This window comes from Pseudoalteromonas prydzensis (genome assembly GCF_001661495.1).
Taxonomy (GTDB): Bacteria; Pseudomonadota; Gammaproteobacteria; order Enterobacterales; family Alteromonadaceae; genus Pseudoalteromonas; species Pseudoalteromonas prydzensis.
In genome coordinates, this window is sequence record NZ_BDDT01000001.1 from 236,049 (window position 1) to 254,190 (window position 18,142).

General features: G+C 40.3%; 24 protein-coding genes. 11 read left to right on the plus strand and 13 right to left on the minus strand.

Annotation, left to right across the window (positions count from 1 at the left end):
• Window positions 1-8 precede the first annotated feature (8 nt).
• The 4 genes from A7968_RS00945 to A7968_RS00960 are packed head-to-tail and all read right to left on the minus strand — an operon-like array spanning window position 9 to window position 2,131.
• The gene (locus A7968_RS00945) at window positions 9-764 is read right to left on the minus strand and encodes a phytanoyl-CoA dioxygenase family protein (protein ID WP_084448015.1); all 756 of its coding nucleotides are present in this window, start codon (window positions 762-764) and stop codon (window positions 9-11) included.
• 4 nt (window positions 765-768) lie between these two features.
• Window positions 769-1,359 carry a uracil-DNA glycosylase family protein gene (locus tag A7968_RS00950; RefSeq protein WP_064664709.1) on the minus strand — a complete coding sequence of 197 codons (591 nt, stop codon included), beginning with the start codon at window positions 1,357-1,359 and terminating at the stop codon, window positions 769-771.
• On the minus strand, window positions 1,346-1,720 hold the full coding sequence (locus A7968_RS00955) for a VOC family protein (RefSeq protein ID WP_064664710.1): 375 nt from the start codon (window positions 1,718-1,720) through the stop codon (window positions 1,346-1,348). The genes A7968_RS00950 and A7968_RS00955 overlap by 14 nt, the downstream gene beginning before the upstream one ends.
• A 48-nt stretch (window positions 1,721-1,768) precedes the next feature.
• On the minus strand, window positions 1,769-2,131 hold the full coding sequence (locus A7968_RS00960; RefSeq protein ID WP_064664711.1) for a VOC family protein: 363 nt from the start codon (window positions 2,129-2,131) through the stop codon (window positions 1,769-1,771).
• Window positions 2,132-2,394: 263 nt separating this feature from the next.
• On the opposite strand from A7968_RS00960, the gene A7968_RS00965 reads away from it, so the two are divergent.
• Genes A7968_RS00965 through A7968_RS00975 form a run of 3 tightly spaced genes read left to right on the plus strand, consistent with a single transcriptional unit; the run spans window position 2,395 to window position 4,678 of the window.
• The gene (locus tag A7968_RS00965; RefSeq protein ID WP_064664712.1) at window positions 2,395-2,739 is read left to right on the plus strand and encodes a hypothetical protein; all 345 of its coding nucleotides are present in this window, start codon (window positions 2,395-2,397) and stop codon (window positions 2,737-2,739) included.
• Window positions 2,736-4,343 (plus strand): PepSY-associated TM helix domain-containing protein, encoded by a 1,608-nt coding sequence (locus A7968_RS00970; RefSeq protein ID WP_064664713.1) that lies wholly within the window; start codon window positions 2,736-2,738, stop codon window positions 4,341-4,343. The genes A7968_RS00965 and A7968_RS00970 overlap by 4 nt, the downstream gene beginning before the upstream one ends.
• Complete coding sequence (locus A7968_RS00975; RefSeq protein WP_064664714.1) at window positions 4,343-4,678, plus strand: DUF3325 domain-containing protein; 336 nt, start codon at window positions 4,343-4,345, stop codon at window positions 4,676-4,678. Before A7968_RS00970 ends, A7968_RS00975 begins: the two co-directional genes overlap by 1 nt.
• A gap of 244 nt (window positions 4,679-4,922) precedes the next feature.
• Here the strand turns inward: A7968_RS00975 and A7968_RS00980 are convergent, their stop codons facing one another.
• A complete protein-coding gene (locus A7968_RS00980) occupies window positions 4,923-5,456 on the minus strand; it encodes a lipocalin family protein (RefSeq protein ID WP_064664715.1) in 534 nt (177 codons plus the stop codon).
• A 123-nt stretch (window positions 5,457-5,579) separates the two neighbouring features.
• On the opposite strand from A7968_RS00980, the gene A7968_RS00985 reads away from it, so the two are divergent.
• The 3 genes from A7968_RS00985 to A7968_RS00995 all read left to right on the plus strand — a co-directional run bounded on the left by A7968_RS00985 (window position 5,580) and on the right by A7968_RS00995 (window position 7,003).
• On the plus strand, window positions 5,580-6,029 hold the full coding sequence (locus A7968_RS00985) for a YaiI/YqxD family protein (protein ID WP_064664716.1): 450 nt from the start codon (window positions 5,580-5,582) through the stop codon (window positions 6,027-6,029).
• Window positions 6,026-6,562: a DUF6942 family protein gene (locus A7968_RS00990; protein ID WP_064664717.1), complete on the plus strand. Its 537-nt coding sequence runs from the start codon at window positions 6,026-6,028 to the stop codon at window positions 6,560-6,562. Before A7968_RS00985 ends, A7968_RS00990 begins: the two co-directional genes overlap by 4 nt.
• 66 nt (window positions 6,563-6,628) lie before the next feature.
• A complete protein-coding gene (locus A7968_RS00995; protein WP_064664718.1) occupies window positions 6,629-7,003 on the plus strand; it encodes a response regulator in 375 nt (124 codons plus the stop codon).
• Between the two features lie 17 nt (window positions 7,004-7,020).
• Here A7968_RS00995 and A7968_RS01000 read toward each other — a convergent pair whose 3' ends face one another.
• The 3 genes from A7968_RS01000 to A7968_RS01010 form a co-directional block, all read right to left on the minus strand.
• Window positions 7,021-8,331 carry a BamA/TamA family outer membrane protein gene (locus tag A7968_RS01000; RefSeq protein WP_227008958.1) on the minus strand — a complete coding sequence of 437 codons (1,311 nt, stop codon included), beginning with the start codon at window positions 8,329-8,331 and terminating at the stop codon, window positions 7,021-7,023.
• Window positions 8,332-8,580: 249 nt separating this feature from the next.
• Entirely contained in the window at window positions 8,581-8,865 is a 285-nt protein-coding gene (locus tag A7968_RS01005) for a putative quinol monooxygenase (protein WP_064664719.1), read from the minus strand.
• On the minus strand, window positions 8,862-9,083 hold the full coding sequence (locus A7968_RS01010) for a DUF2798 domain-containing protein (protein WP_064664720.1): 222 nt from the start codon (window positions 9,081-9,083) through the stop codon (window positions 8,862-8,864). Before A7968_RS01010 ends, A7968_RS01005 begins: the two co-directional genes overlap by 4 nt.
• 81 nt (window positions 9,084-9,164) lie before the next feature.
• On the opposite strand from A7968_RS01010, the gene A7968_RS01015 reads away from it, so the two are divergent.
• Both A7968_RS01015 and A7968_RS01020 read left to right on the plus strand, forming a co-directional pair.
• Window positions 9,165-10,031, plus strand: a complete 867-nt coding sequence (locus A7968_RS01015; protein WP_064664721.1) for a LysR family transcriptional regulator — start codon at window positions 9,165-9,167, stop codon at window positions 10,029-10,031.
• Window positions 10,032-10,378: 347 nt separating this feature from the next.
• Entirely contained in the window at window positions 10,379-11,377 is a 999-nt protein-coding gene (locus tag A7968_RS01020; protein WP_064664722.1) for an SEC-C metal-binding domain-containing protein, read from the plus strand.
• Window positions 11,378-11,548: 171 nt separating this feature from the next.
• Here A7968_RS01020 and A7968_RS01025 read toward each other — a convergent pair whose 3' ends face one another.
• From A7968_RS01025 to A7968_RS01045, 5 genes are all read right to left on the minus strand, one after another.
• Window positions 11,549-12,499 carry a nucleotidyl transferase AbiEii/AbiGii toxin family protein gene (locus tag A7968_RS01025; protein ID WP_064664723.1) on the minus strand — a complete coding sequence of 317 codons (951 nt, stop codon included), beginning with the start codon at window positions 12,497-12,499 and terminating at the stop codon, window positions 11,549-11,551.
• The gene (locus A7968_RS01030) at window positions 12,489-12,887 is read right to left on the minus strand and encodes a DUF6088 family protein (protein WP_064664724.1); all 399 of its coding nucleotides are present in this window, start codon (window positions 12,885-12,887) and stop codon (window positions 12,489-12,491) included. Before A7968_RS01030 ends, A7968_RS01025 begins: the two co-directional genes overlap by 11 nt.
• A 902-nt stretch (window positions 12,888-13,789) precedes the next feature.
• Entirely contained in the window at window positions 13,790-14,125 is a 336-nt protein-coding gene (locus A7968_RS01035; RefSeq protein WP_064664725.1) for a hypothetical protein, read from the minus strand.
• Window positions 14,118-14,669, minus strand: coding sequence for a hypothetical protein (locus A7968_RS01040; RefSeq protein ID WP_064664726.1), 552 nt, complete (start codon window positions 14,667-14,669; stop codon window positions 14,118-14,120). The genes A7968_RS01035 and A7968_RS01040 overlap by 8 nt, the downstream gene beginning before the upstream one ends.
• Window positions 14,670-14,804: 135 nt before the next feature.
• The gene (locus A7968_RS01045) at window positions 14,805-15,680 is read right to left on the minus strand and encodes a nuclease-related domain-containing protein (RefSeq protein WP_064664727.1); all 876 of its coding nucleotides are present in this window, start codon (window positions 15,678-15,680) and stop codon (window positions 14,805-14,807) included.
• 280 nt (window positions 15,681-15,960) lie between these two features.
• Here A7968_RS01045 and A7968_RS23285 point away from each other — a divergent pair, with 280 nt between their 5' ends.
• The 3 genes from A7968_RS23285 to A7968_RS01060 are packed head-to-tail and all read left to right on the plus strand — an operon-like array spanning window position 15,961 to window position 17,146.
• Window positions 15,961-16,212, plus strand: coding sequence for a hypothetical protein (locus A7968_RS23285; protein ID WP_064664728.1), 252 nt, complete (start codon window positions 15,961-15,963; stop codon window positions 16,210-16,212).
• 22 nt (window positions 16,213-16,234) lie between these two features.
• Window positions 16,235-16,798: a hypothetical protein gene (locus A7968_RS01055; protein WP_064664729.1), complete on the plus strand. Its 564-nt coding sequence runs from the start codon at window positions 16,235-16,237 to the stop codon at window positions 16,796-16,798.
• Window positions 16,799-17,146: a hypothetical protein gene (locus A7968_RS01060; RefSeq protein ID WP_064664730.1), complete on the plus strand. Its 348-nt coding sequence runs from the start codon at window positions 16,799-16,801 to the stop codon at window positions 17,144-17,146.
• The last annotated feature ends 996 nt before the right edge of the window (window positions 17,147-18,142 follow it).

An 18,142-nucleotide genomic window follows, 5' to 3' on the forward strand; every position in this document is an offset into this window, starting at 1 on the left:
TGCTAAGGTTACTCTTGGTGCGCGAGCGTAACCGCAAACGCACTGTCATCTTCAAGCCTGCTCAGCATTTTGGCACTAGGCAGGCAAATATCTTGAACAAAATGCAACACATGCGGCTGTGGCTCACAAAACAAAATATCCAGCGCTAAACGATCTTTACCATATAAACCACGGTGGATCATATTCGCAGAAAAAATCAGTAAATCACCCGCTTGCATTTCAATCACGTGGCCGGTGGCTAAATCATCACTAGAACTATAGCCTTGCTCTGATAATCGGGTAGCTAACTCAGCTTTTGTATCCCAACGTCGATGGGAGCCCGGCACCAGTTCAATACCAGGCTCGTCTTCTAATGCCACCCGACAATGAATAACCTCTGGTCCCGATAGCGCCGCTTGCTGCTCAAGCAAACTCAAGTGGTATTGCATATCACGGTGCCAATAATTTTCTTGCTCAGGATTGACTGGATTAAAAAATAGCTGCGTATTCATAAATGCCGCTGAGTCTAAAATTGAGTCTACTTGCGCCATTAACTTATGGCTGGCAATAAACTTAAACAACACAAGTCGCTGCGCTTCGTCTAAATAGGTATTAGCGGTTAAGTAAGCGCTATTAACCGCCTTGGTTTGATAAAACGTTTTATTATCAGCAATCCAGTGATGATGAAAACAATTAACCACCTCGCGTACTTGCGAAAGCTCAGTTTCATTGTAAAAACCTTTTACATGAAAAAAACCGTGTTGCTCAAATTGCGTGTTGATCATCTGGCTAACCATCCTCACGATTTAAAATTGACTGCACGGCATCGGCTAACTCTGGTACTACATCACGTTCAAACCAAGGGTTGTTAGCGAGCCAAATATTATTACGTGGACTGGGGTGGGGTAACGGCAAAGTTGTTGGCCAATACTCACGCCACGATTTTACTAACTCAGTAAGCGCTAAATGCTTAGTGTGTGGCAGATGATACGCTTGCGCGTATTTACCCAGCACTATAGTCAACTTAATATTAGGCAGCGCAGCTAACAACTGCGCTCGCCAAGCAGGCGCGCACTCTTTACGTGGCGGTAAATCGCCAGACTTACCTTTGCCTGGATAACAAAAGCCCATCGGTAAAATGGCAATTTTTGTCGCATCATAAAACTCGTCTTTATTAAGCCCTAACCACTGGCGTAACCGCTGACCACTGGCATCATCAAATGGGACTCCAGTTTGATGCACCTTGAGCCCTGGTGCTTGCCCGGCAATTAAGATCCGTGCACTAGGGTTAAATTGCACAACCGGACGTGCGCCAAGCTCGAGCTGTGGCTCACAGATCACGCAATTACTAACTTGATCTAGAAGGTTACGCTGACTCACTGTTTTGCCCTATTCGCCACAACACACCACTTGGATCATAAACTACAAAATCAATCATATGCCACGGCTGTAAACTTGGCTCTGTTATTGTTACACCATACTTTTGCGCTAAACCTGCATTTTGTAACTGCGTATACCATGCGTTCACATCTGCAACTAAAAGGTGCATCATAAAGTTATTAGCGTGATCTGGATTATAAAAGTTTTGCAGTAAAAAACTGCAATCGCCATGATAAAAATACGCCATCTCAGGGCTTTGCCACGCAAGCTCAAAACCCATCTGCTGATAAAACGCAATGCTCAGCGGGTAATCTTTCGCTGGAACATATGCTTTGAGCTCCTCGCAAGTTAAATTTGCCATGTAATTTCCTTCCCTGAGTTAGTAAAAATATGATCTGTCATACTTGAACTATACCTGCTCTGACCACACTGCAAATTCATTACCACTTGGCTCTGTAAAATGAAAACGACATCCCCCAGGAAATTCAAATATAGGCTTTATAACTTGTCCTCCATGTTGCTCAACTTTACTGAGCGTTTGGCTAATATTGTCACTATAAAACACCAGTAATGCGCCGCCGTGTTGCGTTAACGAGCATGCTTGTGCCTGATAAAATCCACCATCAAGCCCGGCACTGTTTTGATCAAATGCAGTATATTCCGGCCCATAATCAACAAACTGCCAGTTAAATACAGCACTAAAAAACGCCTTCGTTGCCGTTAAGTCGGCTGCAGCAAATTCTACATAATTTAACTTTTCATGTGCACTCATAATTAATCCTAAAAACAACAATCACAATGCTTAATAACCTAATCACCACTAAGCATACAAGCAGTTGAAAAATTTGCGAACTTTTCAATAAAAACAACTGACACCCCGCATAGATCACTATTTTACTAAGTAAAAAGTAATGATTATTGAGGACTAACTTAGATAATAAAAGCAAAGGTAATACGAATCACTATCTTTTCTGTATCGAGAATATATAATACCCTCTTTATTCGCTCCCCACTTTGGGGCTTTGAGGGATCATTATGCACGCTCAATCGGTCAAAACTAGCCAAACATTCTCGATAGCTTCTAAATTAAGTCATGCTTATCAAGCTCATAGCTATCGTATTGCGGTAGTCTCACGATTTTTAGCTGCCATCGTTGGTGGCTACGTCTTTACTGCTGTATTTAGCTCATTACTGAGTATTATTTTACCGCTGAAAAAATCAGACGCCGTGTTACTTAGTATCAGCCTGACTATTTTTATTTATAGCTGCGTGTTTATTTGGGTGTTTGCCGTTAAGTCTCTCACTAAGATTTGGATCACTATTTTACTAACTACAACGGGACTTGCGTTGATCTTATCGTTACTAAAGGGCTGGTTATGAAAGAGAATTTTTTTCGCTCTATGACCTGGATGCATACCTGGGTTGGCTTACTGGTATGCTGGTTACTGTATTTAATTTTTTATGCCGGTACATTAAGTTTTTTCCGCGACGAAATAACTCTCTGGAATCAACCCGCTTTACATAATGTGCAAACAACAGATACCCGTATTGCGCAGCAAAAATCGCAGATCATCGCAGGTGTTAAATACCTGCAAAATGTCGCGGCTGATTCTCAGCGCTGGGGAATTTACCTACCCACACAGCGCGAACCACAGCTTAACTACGCCTATGAAAAACCTCGCCCTGAAGGCAAGCGATTTGGCGGCTGGCAAGAACATAATATCGACCCAAGCACAGGCCAAACCATCGCACAAACACGCGAAACAAAAGGCGGCAACTTCTTTTACCGACTTCATTTTGACTTACATTATATCGATGTACTCACCGCGCGCTGGATAGTCTGCTTAGCCAGTTTATTCATGCTGGTTGCGCTTATTTCTGGCATTGTGATCCACAAGCGTATTTTTAAGGATATGTTTAGTTTTCGCGCTAATAAAGGCAGCCGCAGTTGGTTAGACGGGCATAATGTATCGTCGGTTTTAGCCCTGCCTTTTCATCTGATGATCACCTACACAGGCTTAATAACACTGATCTTTATGCTATTCCCCTACCCAGCAATGACCGCCTATGAAGACGGTGTACGCGGCTTATTTAATGATGTACTGCCAACCAATGTTCGCAGCAAGAGTAGCCCTGAGAGTGCGCCATTGGCTAATATCGAAGGCATTTTAGATCACGTTTATACTAACTGGCCTGATGCCGATTTAACGCAAATATCAATCCGTGATCCAAACAAAGCTTCGGCTACTATCACAGTTCGCGCCTCTACAGGCACAATGCTTAGAGACCAAACACCCACCTTATTATTTAATGGCGTTGACGGTAGCTTAATAGCTAAAAGTGCCACAGAGCTGACGAATACAGAAGTATTTTACGATTCAATGACGGCACTACATACCGGTCGCTTAGCCAACCCACTACTACGTTGGTTATATTTTTTATGCGGCATTGCCGGCTGTGTGATGATAGCGAGCGGCTGTATAATGTGGGCTAAACGTATTCGTGAGCGGATGAAAAAACAACAAACCGCCTCGTTTGGTTTAAAACTGGTAGAAGGCTTAAATTTGGCCACACTAATGGGCCTGCCACTGGCTACTTGTGCATTCTTTATTGCTAATCGGCTGCTACCTATTAATGTTGCAGAGAGAGCTGACAAAGAGATTTTAGCGTTCTTTTTAACTTGGCTTGCAGTTGCGTTATTTGCCTTATTTAAACGCGCTACAGCGCAATGGATACAACTTGCATGGCTCAATGCTGTAGCGTGCATTGCAGTGGTACTTATCAATGCACTCACAACCGATGGCAATATCATCAGCTACTTACTGAATGGCCAATGGGCGCTGTTTAGTGTTGACTTTTTATGTATCATTTTTGCTGGGCTATTTGTGATCCAAGCCAAAAAAATACCAACTCGAGCACAACCTAAAGCACAGCGACAAAGCTCACGACGTGCTGCTAAAACTAACTTACAGGAGCAACAATAATGCATGAGTTATTGCAGTTTAGCCTGTGTTTATTGGCCTTTAATTGTTTTGCTTTAGCAAAATTCAATCATTATCGAGAGGTATTTAAAACGCGCCCCAATGAAAAACAGAGTAAACAATTTTTATTGGCGGCTTGGATCAGTATTTTACTAAGTTTAGTGCTGAGTGTTGTACAACATAACGGCTATGGCGCCTTGCTTTTTTGTGGCTATATTGCTGTAAGTCTTTTAGTTTTAATGATTTTTTATAGTTTTAAAGCATCATGGGTAAAAATCATGAGTGTACTAAATATCACGGTAATAATGCTGAGTGGGCTGTTTTTAAGTGTTTTTTAAGCTTAGTTAGTAAAATTATGATCTGAACATAAAAAAAGGCAAACTAAGTTAGTTTGCCTATATAGCCAAATAATTTGGTTATAAAAAGTAGGGGGATACACATGTCTACAAATAGCTTAGGGCAATTACTACTTAAGCTATGAAGGTATAATACCCACTGTATGTGTCATATTTATTACTGTGCTAACTTTTTCTGCACTAAGCATTTATTAGCGACTACAGTGGCTGTAAAGGGGATTTACAGTCACTTAGGGTCTTGCTTCACCATAATTAGCTGTTCAATATCAAATCCGCGTTGTTTTGCGCTGGCTTTAAAGTCAGCCAAGCGCTGCTCACTCACTTCTGGAGTACGCGCTAATAACCATAAATAATCTTTGTTGTAGCCAGACACATAAGCATACTGATAATCTTGTTGATCTAAACCAAACACCACATAAGAGCTATAAAACGGCCCAAAAAACGACACTTTTAGATGTCCTACATTATCACCATCAACAAATTTCGCCTTACCTTGCGCCTCGCTCCATTGCTTATCTTGAGCATTAAAACCACGGTTTAGCACAGTGACACTGCCGTCATCATTAATAGCATAATCCGCAGTGACGTTTTCTAAACCACGCTCAAAAGAATGGTCCAAACGGGCAATTTCGTACCACTTACCTTGATATTGCTCAAGCGAAAAAGGGCTCACAGCGGTGACTTGCTCAGGTAAACCTGTACACCCGCTAAGCAAACTGCCAACAAATAAAGTAAAGCTAATAAAATAATGATTTTTCATCGTCGAGTCCTTAATAGTTCATGATTGAATTTACGTAATAACCTACAAAAAAGTTCACTTAATACTAGTGGTTAGAAAAAGCTTAGGTTAGGATCACTCTTTTACTAACTAAATGAGCTAATAATGAAGATATGGGTTGATGCCGATGCCTGTCCGGTGGTGATCAAAGAAATTTTATTTCGCGCAGCAGAGCGCACCAAAACTGAGACCATTTTAGTCGCTAACCATGCCATGCGTATTCCGCCCTCTAAATATATTAGCCGTTTGCAAGTATCATCAGGATTTGATGTCGCCGATGACGAAATCGTGAAACGCATAGCCGCCAATGATTTAGTGATCACCGGTGATATTCCACTGGCCTCTGAAGTGATTGATAACGGCGGCCAAGCACTTAATCCGCGTGGTGAACTTTATACCAGCGAAAATATTCGCTCATTACTTAATGTACGTGATTTTATGGACACTATGCGTTCAAGTGGCGTAGAAATGAATGGTGGGCCACCACCACTGAGTCAAAGTGATCGGCAAAACTTCGCCAATAATCTTGACCGCATTTTAGCTAAAAACACATGAGTAACAGCGTAACTAATATCGGCTTTGGTGATACCAGCTTTACTGTTGCGGTCTACATCGCCAATCTGCCACCAATGCCTGAATATAGCCATTTAAGCGCGGTTACACCACTGCATAACGGGCAAATAAACACCATTAATCAAGCATGTGGTAATGGCTGGCGTAAAGTGTTTAACGTGTATGCTAAGGTACTGTTTGCACTGCCAAGTGAGCATTATCAATTTGCTAAACTCGCCCCAACTTGGCAGCAATATCGCGATAGCCAATTATTGCAAAGCAATAGTCACACCGCCTTATTATTCAGTCCGCCCCAACTTAATTGCCGTAACACTTTGCATATTATTACAGGACGAACCTATGCCAAAGCGCTCATAAACCAAGGGCTGCTAACGGCAGAATTAGACTGGCTAGATGATGAGTTTGCAATAGATAAAGCCAACAAACTCATTGTTTGCCCATATTTTGACTATCGCCAATTGAGCAATATTAAAATAGCCCGACTCAGCCAATTAGTTGCCGAGTGTTTTGAATAATATGGCGCAGTATCATTTTGTTAGCTAATCTTAAATAAGTTAACAAACTACGGATTATTAAACTCCATGAAAATACTCGTCGTTGACGATATGCCGTTAATGCGCCATGTATTGATTAACATGCTCAGAGCACTTAACTTTCCAGATCTAGTCGAGGCTACTGACGGCGTGCAGGCCCTTTCATTTTTAAAAAACCAAGACTTTGATCTAGTGATCACCGATTTACACATGCCAAAAATGGATGGTAAAACCTTACTAAACAGCATTCGTGACGATCAAGCGTTAAAAGCCATCCCCGTGCTTATGGTTACCTGCGAAGATAACTCTGCCGCAATCAAAGAGATTATTGCCGCAAAAGTTAGCGGCTTTATTATCAAGCCGTTTTGCTTAAACACTCTCGATAAACAATTAAAGAAAATCGTGTCACTAAGCAGTGCTTAAGCAACCTAGCTTTGAGCTTAAAAAGGATGATCAACCATCACCCACATATTTGTGCCTTCGTTGGAAATAGCTAAATCAGTGCGTACGACTAAACCTGCCAACATAGCGCGCAAACCAACCCCGTAGTCAAACTTAATATCGTCGGTAAGCGTGCCAAAATCGTACTCAGGTGCGACTCGCCCAGCTTCAGCAAATGCCACTAATTGAAACCAATCGAGCTTTAAAAATTTCAGCCATTGCACATCTTCAATTGGATTATATTTAAGGGTATGACGGTACTCTGCCGTGGCATAAATAGCCGCTTTATCATGAAAACGATAAAAATCGTAACCTTTCATTCTTTTAAAACCACCTAAGGTTGCCCCCTCATTATATGGGGCGGCATCAGTTATTACCGTTGAGCCATTAGGGGTTTTAAGTAGATCCCAACTCGGTGAATAGGCGGTCCACAAGTTAAGCGCTAACACCCGCTGATGAGCATATTCAGACTCACCAAAGGAAAAAAACTTACTGGCACTAAATTGCCATAAGTCCCAATCATACTCTTTGTCCCCCCATGGCGATGATGTTGTGTAAGAGACATACTGACGGCTACCAAAGCTCGGGTTAGTGCCAAAATCCGTATTGTCATATAACAAGCCAAATTCAACCGCTGACATATCACCACTGAGCTGTTGTGACTCAAATTCAAAACTTTGGAAGCGGCTAAAATAACGCATGGTGGCAACCATCGCCCCCGATGTCAGTGGGTTCCACTCTTTACCACCTGATGGAGCAGACACTAACATGCCATTTTTTAATTGGTAATCAACTATGCCGCTATCTTTGGTCGCGCCAAACGGCAGAGCATATTCAAGCTTCATATCAACCCAATTAGAATCGCCATCAGCTTCTAAATACTGCTCATTGTTTGATTCATTACTGCCTGGAGTGACGTCACCAGGAGCAACGGGTTGGCGAGCACCGGTATAAGCCCGTTGATCAGGAAAATAAGCCAATAAACCATTGGCACTTAAATACCAACGTTCACTATCGTTGATACGATAATTAAATACCCCAGCCCAAAAGCCATGACTCACATCACCTTTAAATGCGGTAGCACCAATTGTCATTTGATCTTGATGCCAACCTTTAAGCATACCGCCTACGCCTAAGTTAAACCCCATGGTCTCGGTGCTAAAAAAGTACGGCAAAATGAGGTTTTCTTGGATTTTATTCGGGGTTTCTTCGCGGTTAACACTCGACTTCATCTGCGTTACGTCAGCATGAGCAAGCCCCATACAACCACTAAGCAAGATTAAAGCCGCTACTTTTAGGTTTTTTGCCACTGTTATTTTCCCTATCCCAGCTCAACACTTTAGGTTGATTTTTACTCACCCAATTAAAGATACCAGTTAGTTATTAAACTGCAAAGCTGCGACTTATTGAATTACTTTAAATATGTTGTAGTCACTTTACTAATTATAGTTTCAACCTAAACAAACTGGGCTACGAAAAACCAGTACTTTCCCCAGTAGCCCAGTTTTATTACTGTTGTAATTGCAGTTTCAGCCAAATATCGACTACCGCTGCGTAGCTTAGTTTACTGCTTGCAGGTAATTCACCTCAACGGGTAAAGCAAGTGCCGACTCATAAAATGTAAACACCGCTGTAACATAAGGTTGTTGGTAATGCGTATCGAGTGCTGCTTGCGATGCAAATTGTTCAACCAAAAACAAACAGCTTTGCTCAGCATTGACATAAAGCTCGAAGCGCATGCAACCAGCTTCTGCCAAAGTTGCTGCTAAGATCCTCTGTAAACGCCCTTTACAATTATCAAACAGCTCAGGTTTTGGGGTTATTTTTGCCACAATATTAATCATTTTTGCTCCTTACTAAACAAACGCATAACCATTAAACGGATCGGGGGTGCCGCACTAAAGGCCACCACAAACGCAGCAGGCCACGCATTAGCAAAAGCTGTCATCCAGCTTTGCATAAATGTTTCAGTGAAGCCTAAGTTTACGTAAGTCACCCAAGCCGATAATAAAAACGACATCAAAAATGAGAATGCCGCGGTAAATGTTAAATGAATTTTCATATCTCCTCCTTAGCGTTACTATATTCAAAGCCGAGACAGGCAAACAGTCACGAAAACGCAAACTAAGATTGAGAAATTGATATGCTTGATGATCTTCATTTATTTATTGAAATAGCGCGGCGTAATAGCATGAGCCAAGCAGCGAAGGATCTAGGGCTAAATTTATCCACCCTGTCAAGGCGTATTCAAGGGTTAGAGGACAAGCTCGCAGAGCCATTATTGCAACGCACAGCAAGAGGGATTGTGCTTACCACAAAGGGCGAGCAGCTTTATAGCGAACTTGCCGAGCAAGTGCTGGCGCTCAATGATCAGCTCAATCAACTAAACAGCAGCGAGCATGGCCTGAGTGATTTTTACTTACTGTGCCCACAAAACATTATGGCAGGGCCACTAATGCCGGCAATCAACGAATTCGCAGCCACTAATTCGGCGCTCAATCTGCACATTTACCCAAGCAATGCCAATAGTAAGCTCAGCCAAAAGCGTTTTGATTTAGCCATTCGCATTGGCGAACAACAAGATTCGAGCTATTACCAAAAACGCTTAGGTTCAATTGCTATTAAACTCATTGTTAAAAATAATGCGCCCACTACTCGGCTGGTTTTACCCTATACTGAATCGCAGTTCCCTGCAGGGCTTTTAAAACAGCTTAAACAAACGTACCGGCAAATTAGTTTTTGTTTTGATATAACCATTGCTAAAAATATGGTCGAGTCAGGGTATGGCGTAGGCCTACTGCCGATGAGTGAAATTGACACTATTTGTGAAAAACATGCCTTTAGATATCTTGAACTACCAATAAACTTCCCAGCAAGGCCTATATACGCTCTATGGCCACATTCTCGTAAGCCCAGCTATGCGGCAGAGCAATTAATTAGTTTAGTACAAACAAAAATTGCGCAAACGCCCAGCTTGCAAGGTGAAACGGTTGAGTTAGGAAGGTTCTAGGTTCAAAGAGCAGACGAGGCTTCGGGATACGAGCGGCGGGTTTCGAGCGACGGGCTAATCCTAGTTCCTAGTTGCTTCCCTATAACCTAGTTTTTAATTTTTTCTCTTCAGCGCAGCGCCTCATAACCTCTTTGTGAATAAATCACTTAAAAACATATTTGCACAAATAGAAGACAATGAGAGTAAATGAGAAGATCAAAAATGCAGCGGGCTGCAGAATAAGCCTAGCGCCTAGTCACTTCCCTAGAACCCAAAACCTAGAACCTTTGCTACTCTTGCGCCATTTGACCTAACGGCAGTAAATTGATTACTCTCACGTAAAGTTTTAAAACTCAGAGGTATTTCAAATGAAGTTAGGCCGAAACGATCCATGTCCGTGCAATAGCGGTAAAAAGTATAAACGCTGCTGTATGGATAGCGCATCAAAGCAGCACTGTGAAGTATATAACGAAATAGCACAAACCATTGCTACTAACCCTGACTTAAGCCTAGATGAAATGAATCTGATAGCTCAACATAAAATTTCAGGGATCAACAATAGTTCATTAGATGATTTTTGCGGCCTTTCCGCTAATCAAATGGATAATTGGCTAAGAGCACCATTTAATGAGTTGGCAGGGGTAACAATAAGTATACCTAATGAGCTAACAGCAAGCCCCGTGATGCGCTACTTAGCGATAATACTAGATGAAGCGATGCAACAAGGTGGCTCATTTAAAGCAACAGCCAAAGGTAATTTACCAGCTCAAATAGCCAAGCAAGCTAGTGAATTACTTCCTGAGTTTGCCATATCTGAGTATGAAAAGCCTGTAAGTATCAGTGAGTTTGCCGGTAGTAACGAAGACAAAATTAACGCCTTACATTACACCCGAATTTTGGCAGATATTGCAGGTATTATTTACCTTCAAAACGGCCGTTTCCATGTTAAAAAAACTGCCCAAAAACAATATCAAACTCATGGTATTAAAGCCTTTTTCTTACCTATGCTTGAAGCCGCCACCACACACTATAATTGGGGCTATTTTGATAGCTTTGTCAGTGATAGCGATCTACGCACTTTTTGGGTATTTATGCTGTGGCGAATCCAAACTCACGGATCGGTTGAGCAATTGATAGAAGAAGTCATTACCGCATTTCCTGCTCTACTAAATGAAACACCGGCGACCGAATACACAGAGCCCCAAGATTTGTTAGGTGTTTTAATCAGATCCCGTTTTATAGAGCGGTTTTTAGAGTTTTGGGGATTTATCACGGTTAATCCTAAACGATTTGCAGATGGCAAACCCATTGCAATAAAAGCAAATATACAACCTTTATTAAAGCAAACCTTTGCGTTTGATATATAAAAAGAGCACATTTTATTCGCCTCACACAATGAGGCGAATAATAAGCTTAATTGCCTCATTGTGTAGTTTGCGAGTGTGCGAGTTGAAATAGCAACGGGTTTCGAGCGACGAATTGCAGGTTGCCCCAAGCCAAGAACCTTTAGTAAGTAAAGCGCTTTTCAAAATTGATGGTTACAGCTCGATATCAGTTAAAACAGCTAAACTAAACGATTTAAATACATCAAATGCATGTTCCCAATTAACGCTATGATCACCATAAACCATTGGAACAACATATTCATTAAAGCGCGTTTCATAGAGTGAATTAGTTTGCAATACATCTAAAGCAAACTTAAGTTCAACTATAGGATCTTCCATGAATTCTAAATGCTGATTACCGTAGCGGGTAATATCTTCCGCGATGACTTTTTTGACTAAAGGTACTACATCTTGAACATTCGCCAATGCTGCTTGTTGAATATAATAGGTATCATAAATATGACGAATTAGCGCAGGATCATCGTCTCTTTTATTATCACGTGCAAAGCTCGCTGTTCGCCTAAGCATAGACACTAACTTTTCAGCTTGTGTACTCTTAATACTAGAAAAATCCATCAGCGGCACTTCTGGTGCCTGTTGAGTTACCTCGTTCACTAAAGAAGATATATTGCGGCTTTGTACATTATCAAAAAGTAACGTTTCTATAAGCTCTAATTTAATAAACGGTCGTAAGCATGGGACTTTTGAATGGGCTTGAGGATAGCGAATATCAATTTGTTGATATCGATATTCATCAAAAACAGTTGGAGTATTTTCTACAGAAAAATAATCATGTGAATTAATCGCAGTAATTAACTGCAAGTGGAGCGCTTTTCTAGCCTTTCTTCTTTTAGTTTTAGACGTGTTAGCAGCTAAATCTTTAGGAATGATTTTTATATCAACATCTTCAGACATTCGATGAGTTTTAATGCCTGACTTTGTTAATGCCGTACCACCTGAAAAAACTAAAAAATGCGTATCAAAAGATAACTCACAAAGTAGCTTAAGTAGTACAACTACATAGTAATCTTTTTCAACAATGGCAGGATTACCCATACCAAGAGCATCCGCTACATCTAAAAATAAATCGCTATCAACTCGCATTGATAGCGCTATTATTTACAACAATCTTACGCTTAAATCGACTGGTGGTCATTATTTTAAATGAAGCGGGAACTTGTAAACTTTCACCATTAAGGCTGCGTTGTGAAAATTCATCAAACTGATACTCAACGCCCAGTTTTTCAATAGCCTCTAAAATGACTCCATCTGCACCCGCAGGTGATGCTGGCATTAACTTACCAGTAATGCGATTTTCTCGCGCTTTGGTATAAAGCCCATAACCAATGCGTAACAATTGACCACTATCAACCAACTTTTTTAGTACACGACCAACTTGGTCGTAACCTGCAATATCAGCAAAATCAGCGCGCTCAAAAACATAACGCTTAGAGCGATTTATTCTTGTCGTTACTTTACTTGCTATTGTCATATTAATTACTCTCGTTGCTTAGACAAAATATAGCAAATATACGACATTTAAACAATGCAAACATACGACACTTAGTTGATGTAATCACATCATCTTAATGGTATCTATCACCAGTAGGAGCGCGCTTTAGCAGTAATTGTTTTTAAATCCAGCCACGGGCATCGAGCTACGGTTACACACTAGTCCCTAGTCACTTCCCTGAAGCCTAGCTCCTTTTACTACCGTAGGCGTTAAGCTTGCTGACGCGGTCTTTATATTCTTTCTCTAAAGCGCAGCGCCTCTTAATCTCTGTGGTGAATACATCACTTACAATCAATTTGCACAAAGAGCAGTGAATGAGGGTAAATGAGAAGATAAAAGCTTCGGGCTACGAGTCGCGAGCGGCGTGCTATGAATTCAGCCTAACTCCTAGCCACTTCCCTAGAACCTAGCACCTTTACCTTAATTTGTGATTGTTTTAAAACCAATTTTACCACCGAGCTCACCGAGGCGCGGCGCTACACAGAGAAGATAAAATGCTACGGGCTATGGGTAACAGGCTACGAATTAACCCTAGCCACTAGTCACTTCCCTGAAGCCTAGCTCCTTTTACTACCGTAGGCGTTAAGCTTGCTGACGCGGTCTTTATATTCTTTCTCTTCAGCGCAGCGCCTCTTAATCTCTGTGGTGAATACATCACTTACAATCAATTTGCACAAAGAGAAGACAATGAGGGTAAATGAGAAGGTAAAAGCTTCGGGCTACGAGTCGCGAGCGACGTGCTATGAATTCAGCCTAGCAGCTAGTCACTTCCCTAAAACCTAGCAACTTTACCACCGTAGGCGTTAGCTTGCTGACGCGAAAAGCGTAGCTTTTGGATTGTAGGCGGGAGTTTACCTCGCGCTTTGGTTCTTATTTAAATTTTACAAACCCATGCCTGCTAATTTAATTTTTGTAGCATAACCTCTTGCAGAAAACACCTTACATACGTGGTAAACAGAATCATCTTTATCAGCGGATAACCTATACGCTATTTTGGCTAGTTCTTTAGCGACATACATAGGAGATGCCGCTAATCCTTGTGGTCTTGGAACAAAGTTCATGGCCTTAGTACACTCTTTTGATGAGGCTAGCATTTCCCAAACTAACTCAATCACTTTATCGTTAATCTCAATTTGGCTAGCTGTGCCTTTACTAAAAAACACCTCTAAGATCTTTTTTACGTCCTTGTCATCAATATCTTCATATTTTTTAGACATCATCCATTCCTTTGTTAAACATTATTTTTATCAGCAATTCTTTGCTTCCGTCAGTTCCTATACCAATAAACTCGTTAGATTTACCTTCTTCAATATAAGCAACATAGTTTTTGTAAGCTGAGTTTTTTATTTCTAAATCAAAGAAGTAAACCCCACCTTTATCATATTTAATACCACTAGTAGTTGATTTTAAAAGGTTCTTTCTTTGGGCTTTTATATATTCGTTTTCAGGTTCACCTTGAGGTGTGTATATAGATAAAAGGAGTTCTTTCACTGTCAATTTATTACCTGAAACAAAGAAGTGCTCTTCATGCGTGAAGTTTTCATCTTCAAATGAAATATCAATATAAGAACCCTCTTTCTTTAGTTTATAGCCCACGATATTGCCTTCATTATCAACGGCTTTTTTACAGCTATCAAAGGGTGCTATTGGCTTTACTAATTGATAAATAGTGCGATCTTTACCCTGTAAGTCGCAATCTAAAATAGCTGCATTTACATGAAGCGAGCATAGAGCTAAAAAAGAGAGGTAGATTATTTTCATTTATATCCTTTAAATTAAATACGTTCCTATTTTGATGGTATCTGTTTTTTTTATGTGCAGCAACACCCCATACAATATATGCAATTACGCCATAACCTTAATACGCTTAGCTTGCTGGCGTGAAAAGCGTAGCTTTTAAATTGCTTTGCTTTCATGTAATGAACGCTGAACCACTTGATAACAAATCGCACGTTGTTGTTCTTGGTTTAAATTTACTTGCCGCATCGAAAGAATCGTTTTCACTATTTGTTTATGCGAAACAATTGGAAAGAGTGGCCGCTGCTTTAGTTCGACAAACCAACCAGGAAAGCACAAAACAGGCATCACCTGTGTGTTAAAACCGGTTGATTCATATAGCCATTTGTTCACCCAATTTGCTTGATTTTGAGCTTGCTCTAACGGCTTACTTTCAAACCAAGAGGGAAATGCTAGATGATTATTCTCAAATTTGACTTTGTAATTTGCATCGTCTTTTATTCGCTTGTATCTGCCTTTAGTTTCAATAGCAAAAATACCATTAGGCCCCACAACTAAGTGATCAATGTTAAAACCATCTGCTTGTATATCATGAAATACCTGATAACCGTGTGACTGTAATTCTATCAGTTCAGAGGCAACAGCAAGTTCAGCATCACGGCCAAGTTTTAGCTTTATGAGATAGTTAGATTTAAGCCAGAGCTTTCTCGCTACATAAACTAAACCTAGCAAGATCATAATAATTAAGAAGTAATTAAACTTACCACTGGCAAACATTTCAGCAATGCCTTTGATAGCAAAAGGCATTGTTACTATCAAAACGGACAAGAAAATTAAGCCTATGACATCAACAATTTTATCGTTAACTTGTTCGTTGAGCGTTTGTGCCGCAACACGTTTAAGCTTTGTTCGATCCACAGGTAACTTTGCATTCTTTTGGTGAAGCCATATTCTAAAAAACAAAACGCCTAGTAACGAGTAGACGCTACCAACAATAACTAAAAGGCTGAGGCCTTGATTTAATAAATCATCCATGATGAGTTCCTGTAATAACAACGCACTCTTTATACATTAAAAACAGTTACATGTCGCGTTGGCGAAGGCAACCAAGGGGCGGATACCGCCGACCGCCCCTTGGAACCCCACGACGCCCCGAGGATCACACTGTTTCCTCAATCTAAATTAATGATATGAACGCAAACGCCGTGTGAGACAAAATAGTCTCAAACTCTCACTTTAGTGAGTTCATCAATTTGACTATTATTACTATGCGACTTATCATCATACCGTACCCATTAAAGTAAAAGGAATTACCATGGCAATAGATATAGTTATTTGTTTTGATCCTGTGACAAAAAAAGCAGTTCAATGCAAAACCGACGAAAAAGATACTTTCTCAAAAGACAATAGCCATATAAAAAATGAAGTAATAACTTCTGGAACACCTTATATTTGGCGAAAGGAATACTCAACCCCCTTGAATGCCCCCTCAATTGAACAAAAAAATATACTCAATCAATTTTCGCTTCTACCAGCACAATCCAGACGAAATACGAGCTGCACATAAGTCAGGCACACCCAAATACCACATGGTCGCTTTAGAGCAAAAAGCGCTTGCTATATTTAAAGAGTTGCAAGTTAAATACCAAGCTGAGTTACAACGTTTTATGAATACAAACCGTGCCAGCCGAAGAGGCACTATTTGGTCTAACCCTAATCGAGCTGTTCACATAGCTAAAAGTGCCAGACACTCAACTAAACTAGACATAAGCAGCACCGCAGAATTTAAAAAAATTAAATACATTGAAAACACAGGGCGTTGGCTTGGTAATGGTATGATCTTACTCGATGGTGCTTTTAGAGCTAACTCGGTTTACAATGATTATAAAAATGGTGACGACTGGCAAAGAAGTTTATCAACTGAGCTAGCAAGTTTTGGGGCGTCAACAACAGTAGGGATAGCAACTGGTACTTTTATAACAACACATTTAGCCGCAAGTACACTTCTAATGTTAACACCTTTTGGTTGGGTTGTTGCTATTGGATTAGGCCTTGTAGCCGGATTTGCCATGAGTATTGGAACCAATATCTTAGTTAAAAAGACGACTGAGAATATTTATGATCGCAAGCCTATTCATACGGGTATTTTATAGATGGATCTAGCACCTATATTAACTTACTTGTTCTTAACTTTTCTTTTTAGCTTTTTTATTTCATCTCTTTTGCTTTCAAGAATGTCAATTAAACATATAAATATACAAATGGAAAAAGATGGCGTGTATCCACCTAGTTGGGACCGAGGGATTGGAGCGAGTGCTTCATTTTATGTATTTGCAATGCTTTTTAGTAAGTATAGAATTAAAAACACGCTATTTGATGCCCGCTTTGTAGCTAAACATGCGCGGCCTATTGATAGAGTAATAGCGGCAGCCCATTTTATTTCAGTAACAGGAATGATAATTTGCCTCTGCATTATTACTTTATTTAAAAGCTTTTATTAAAGAAAAACTGAACACTTGCCTATATGACAATAGATGCCAGCATATTGATCTCATTAGAAAAATTAGCACTAACTAGTATGTTTATTTTTATGATAATGACATTTTTATTTGCTGTTTTATTCACTCGAATATCAATAAAACATATTAATAAAAATATGGAAAAAGAAGGCGTCTTTTCTCCCAATTGAGATAAAGGTATAGGAGCCAGTGCTCCTTTTTACGCTATGGCAATTTTTTTTAAACGCTCGCGCGTCCCAACACCACTTTTTGATGGGCGTTATATCGCAAAATACGCGAGGCCTCTTGATAGATTTTTAGCATTTTGTCATCTAATAACGACAATGGGGCTACTCATAAGTACGCTTACTGCTATGTATCTAGAGGCATAGGAGTTTCTCTGCGGAGTTAGCATGTTTTGGGGCTTCGACTGCATTCGGATTGTTTGTGGGTACATCTTTAACAACAGCGCTAAGTTCAATATTAATTGTAACGCCTTATGGCTGGGCAGTTGTTATTGGAGTAAGTCTTATAACAGGGTTAACAGCGAGCATAAAGATGAACAAATTTATGAAAAAACTTCTGAAACATATACGATAGAAACCTATATTTGAAGGGACTTTTTAAATACCCGCAGCTCATTTAGCTGGATATGCTCTTATCGTACTTATGATAGGTACTTTGCTTCTGGCATTTTATTTTTCGGGGGGATTACCGACCCACCTAGTTGGGATAGAGGTATCGGTGCTAGTGTGTCATTTTATATATTTGCGATGTTTTTTGAACGCTCCCGCATACCAACACCAATGTTTGATGGACGTTTTGTAGCCAAGTATGCAAGGCCCAGTTGATAAAGTAATAGGCGCAACCCATTTGGTTTCAGTCACAGGAATGATGCTTTTCCTTTGTATCGTTTCTTATTTTTCAGTTGGTTAATCAAATAAAGTAAAACTATAATTTAGGGAGCGTTATGGTGACTTCGACTCATTTATCAGGGTG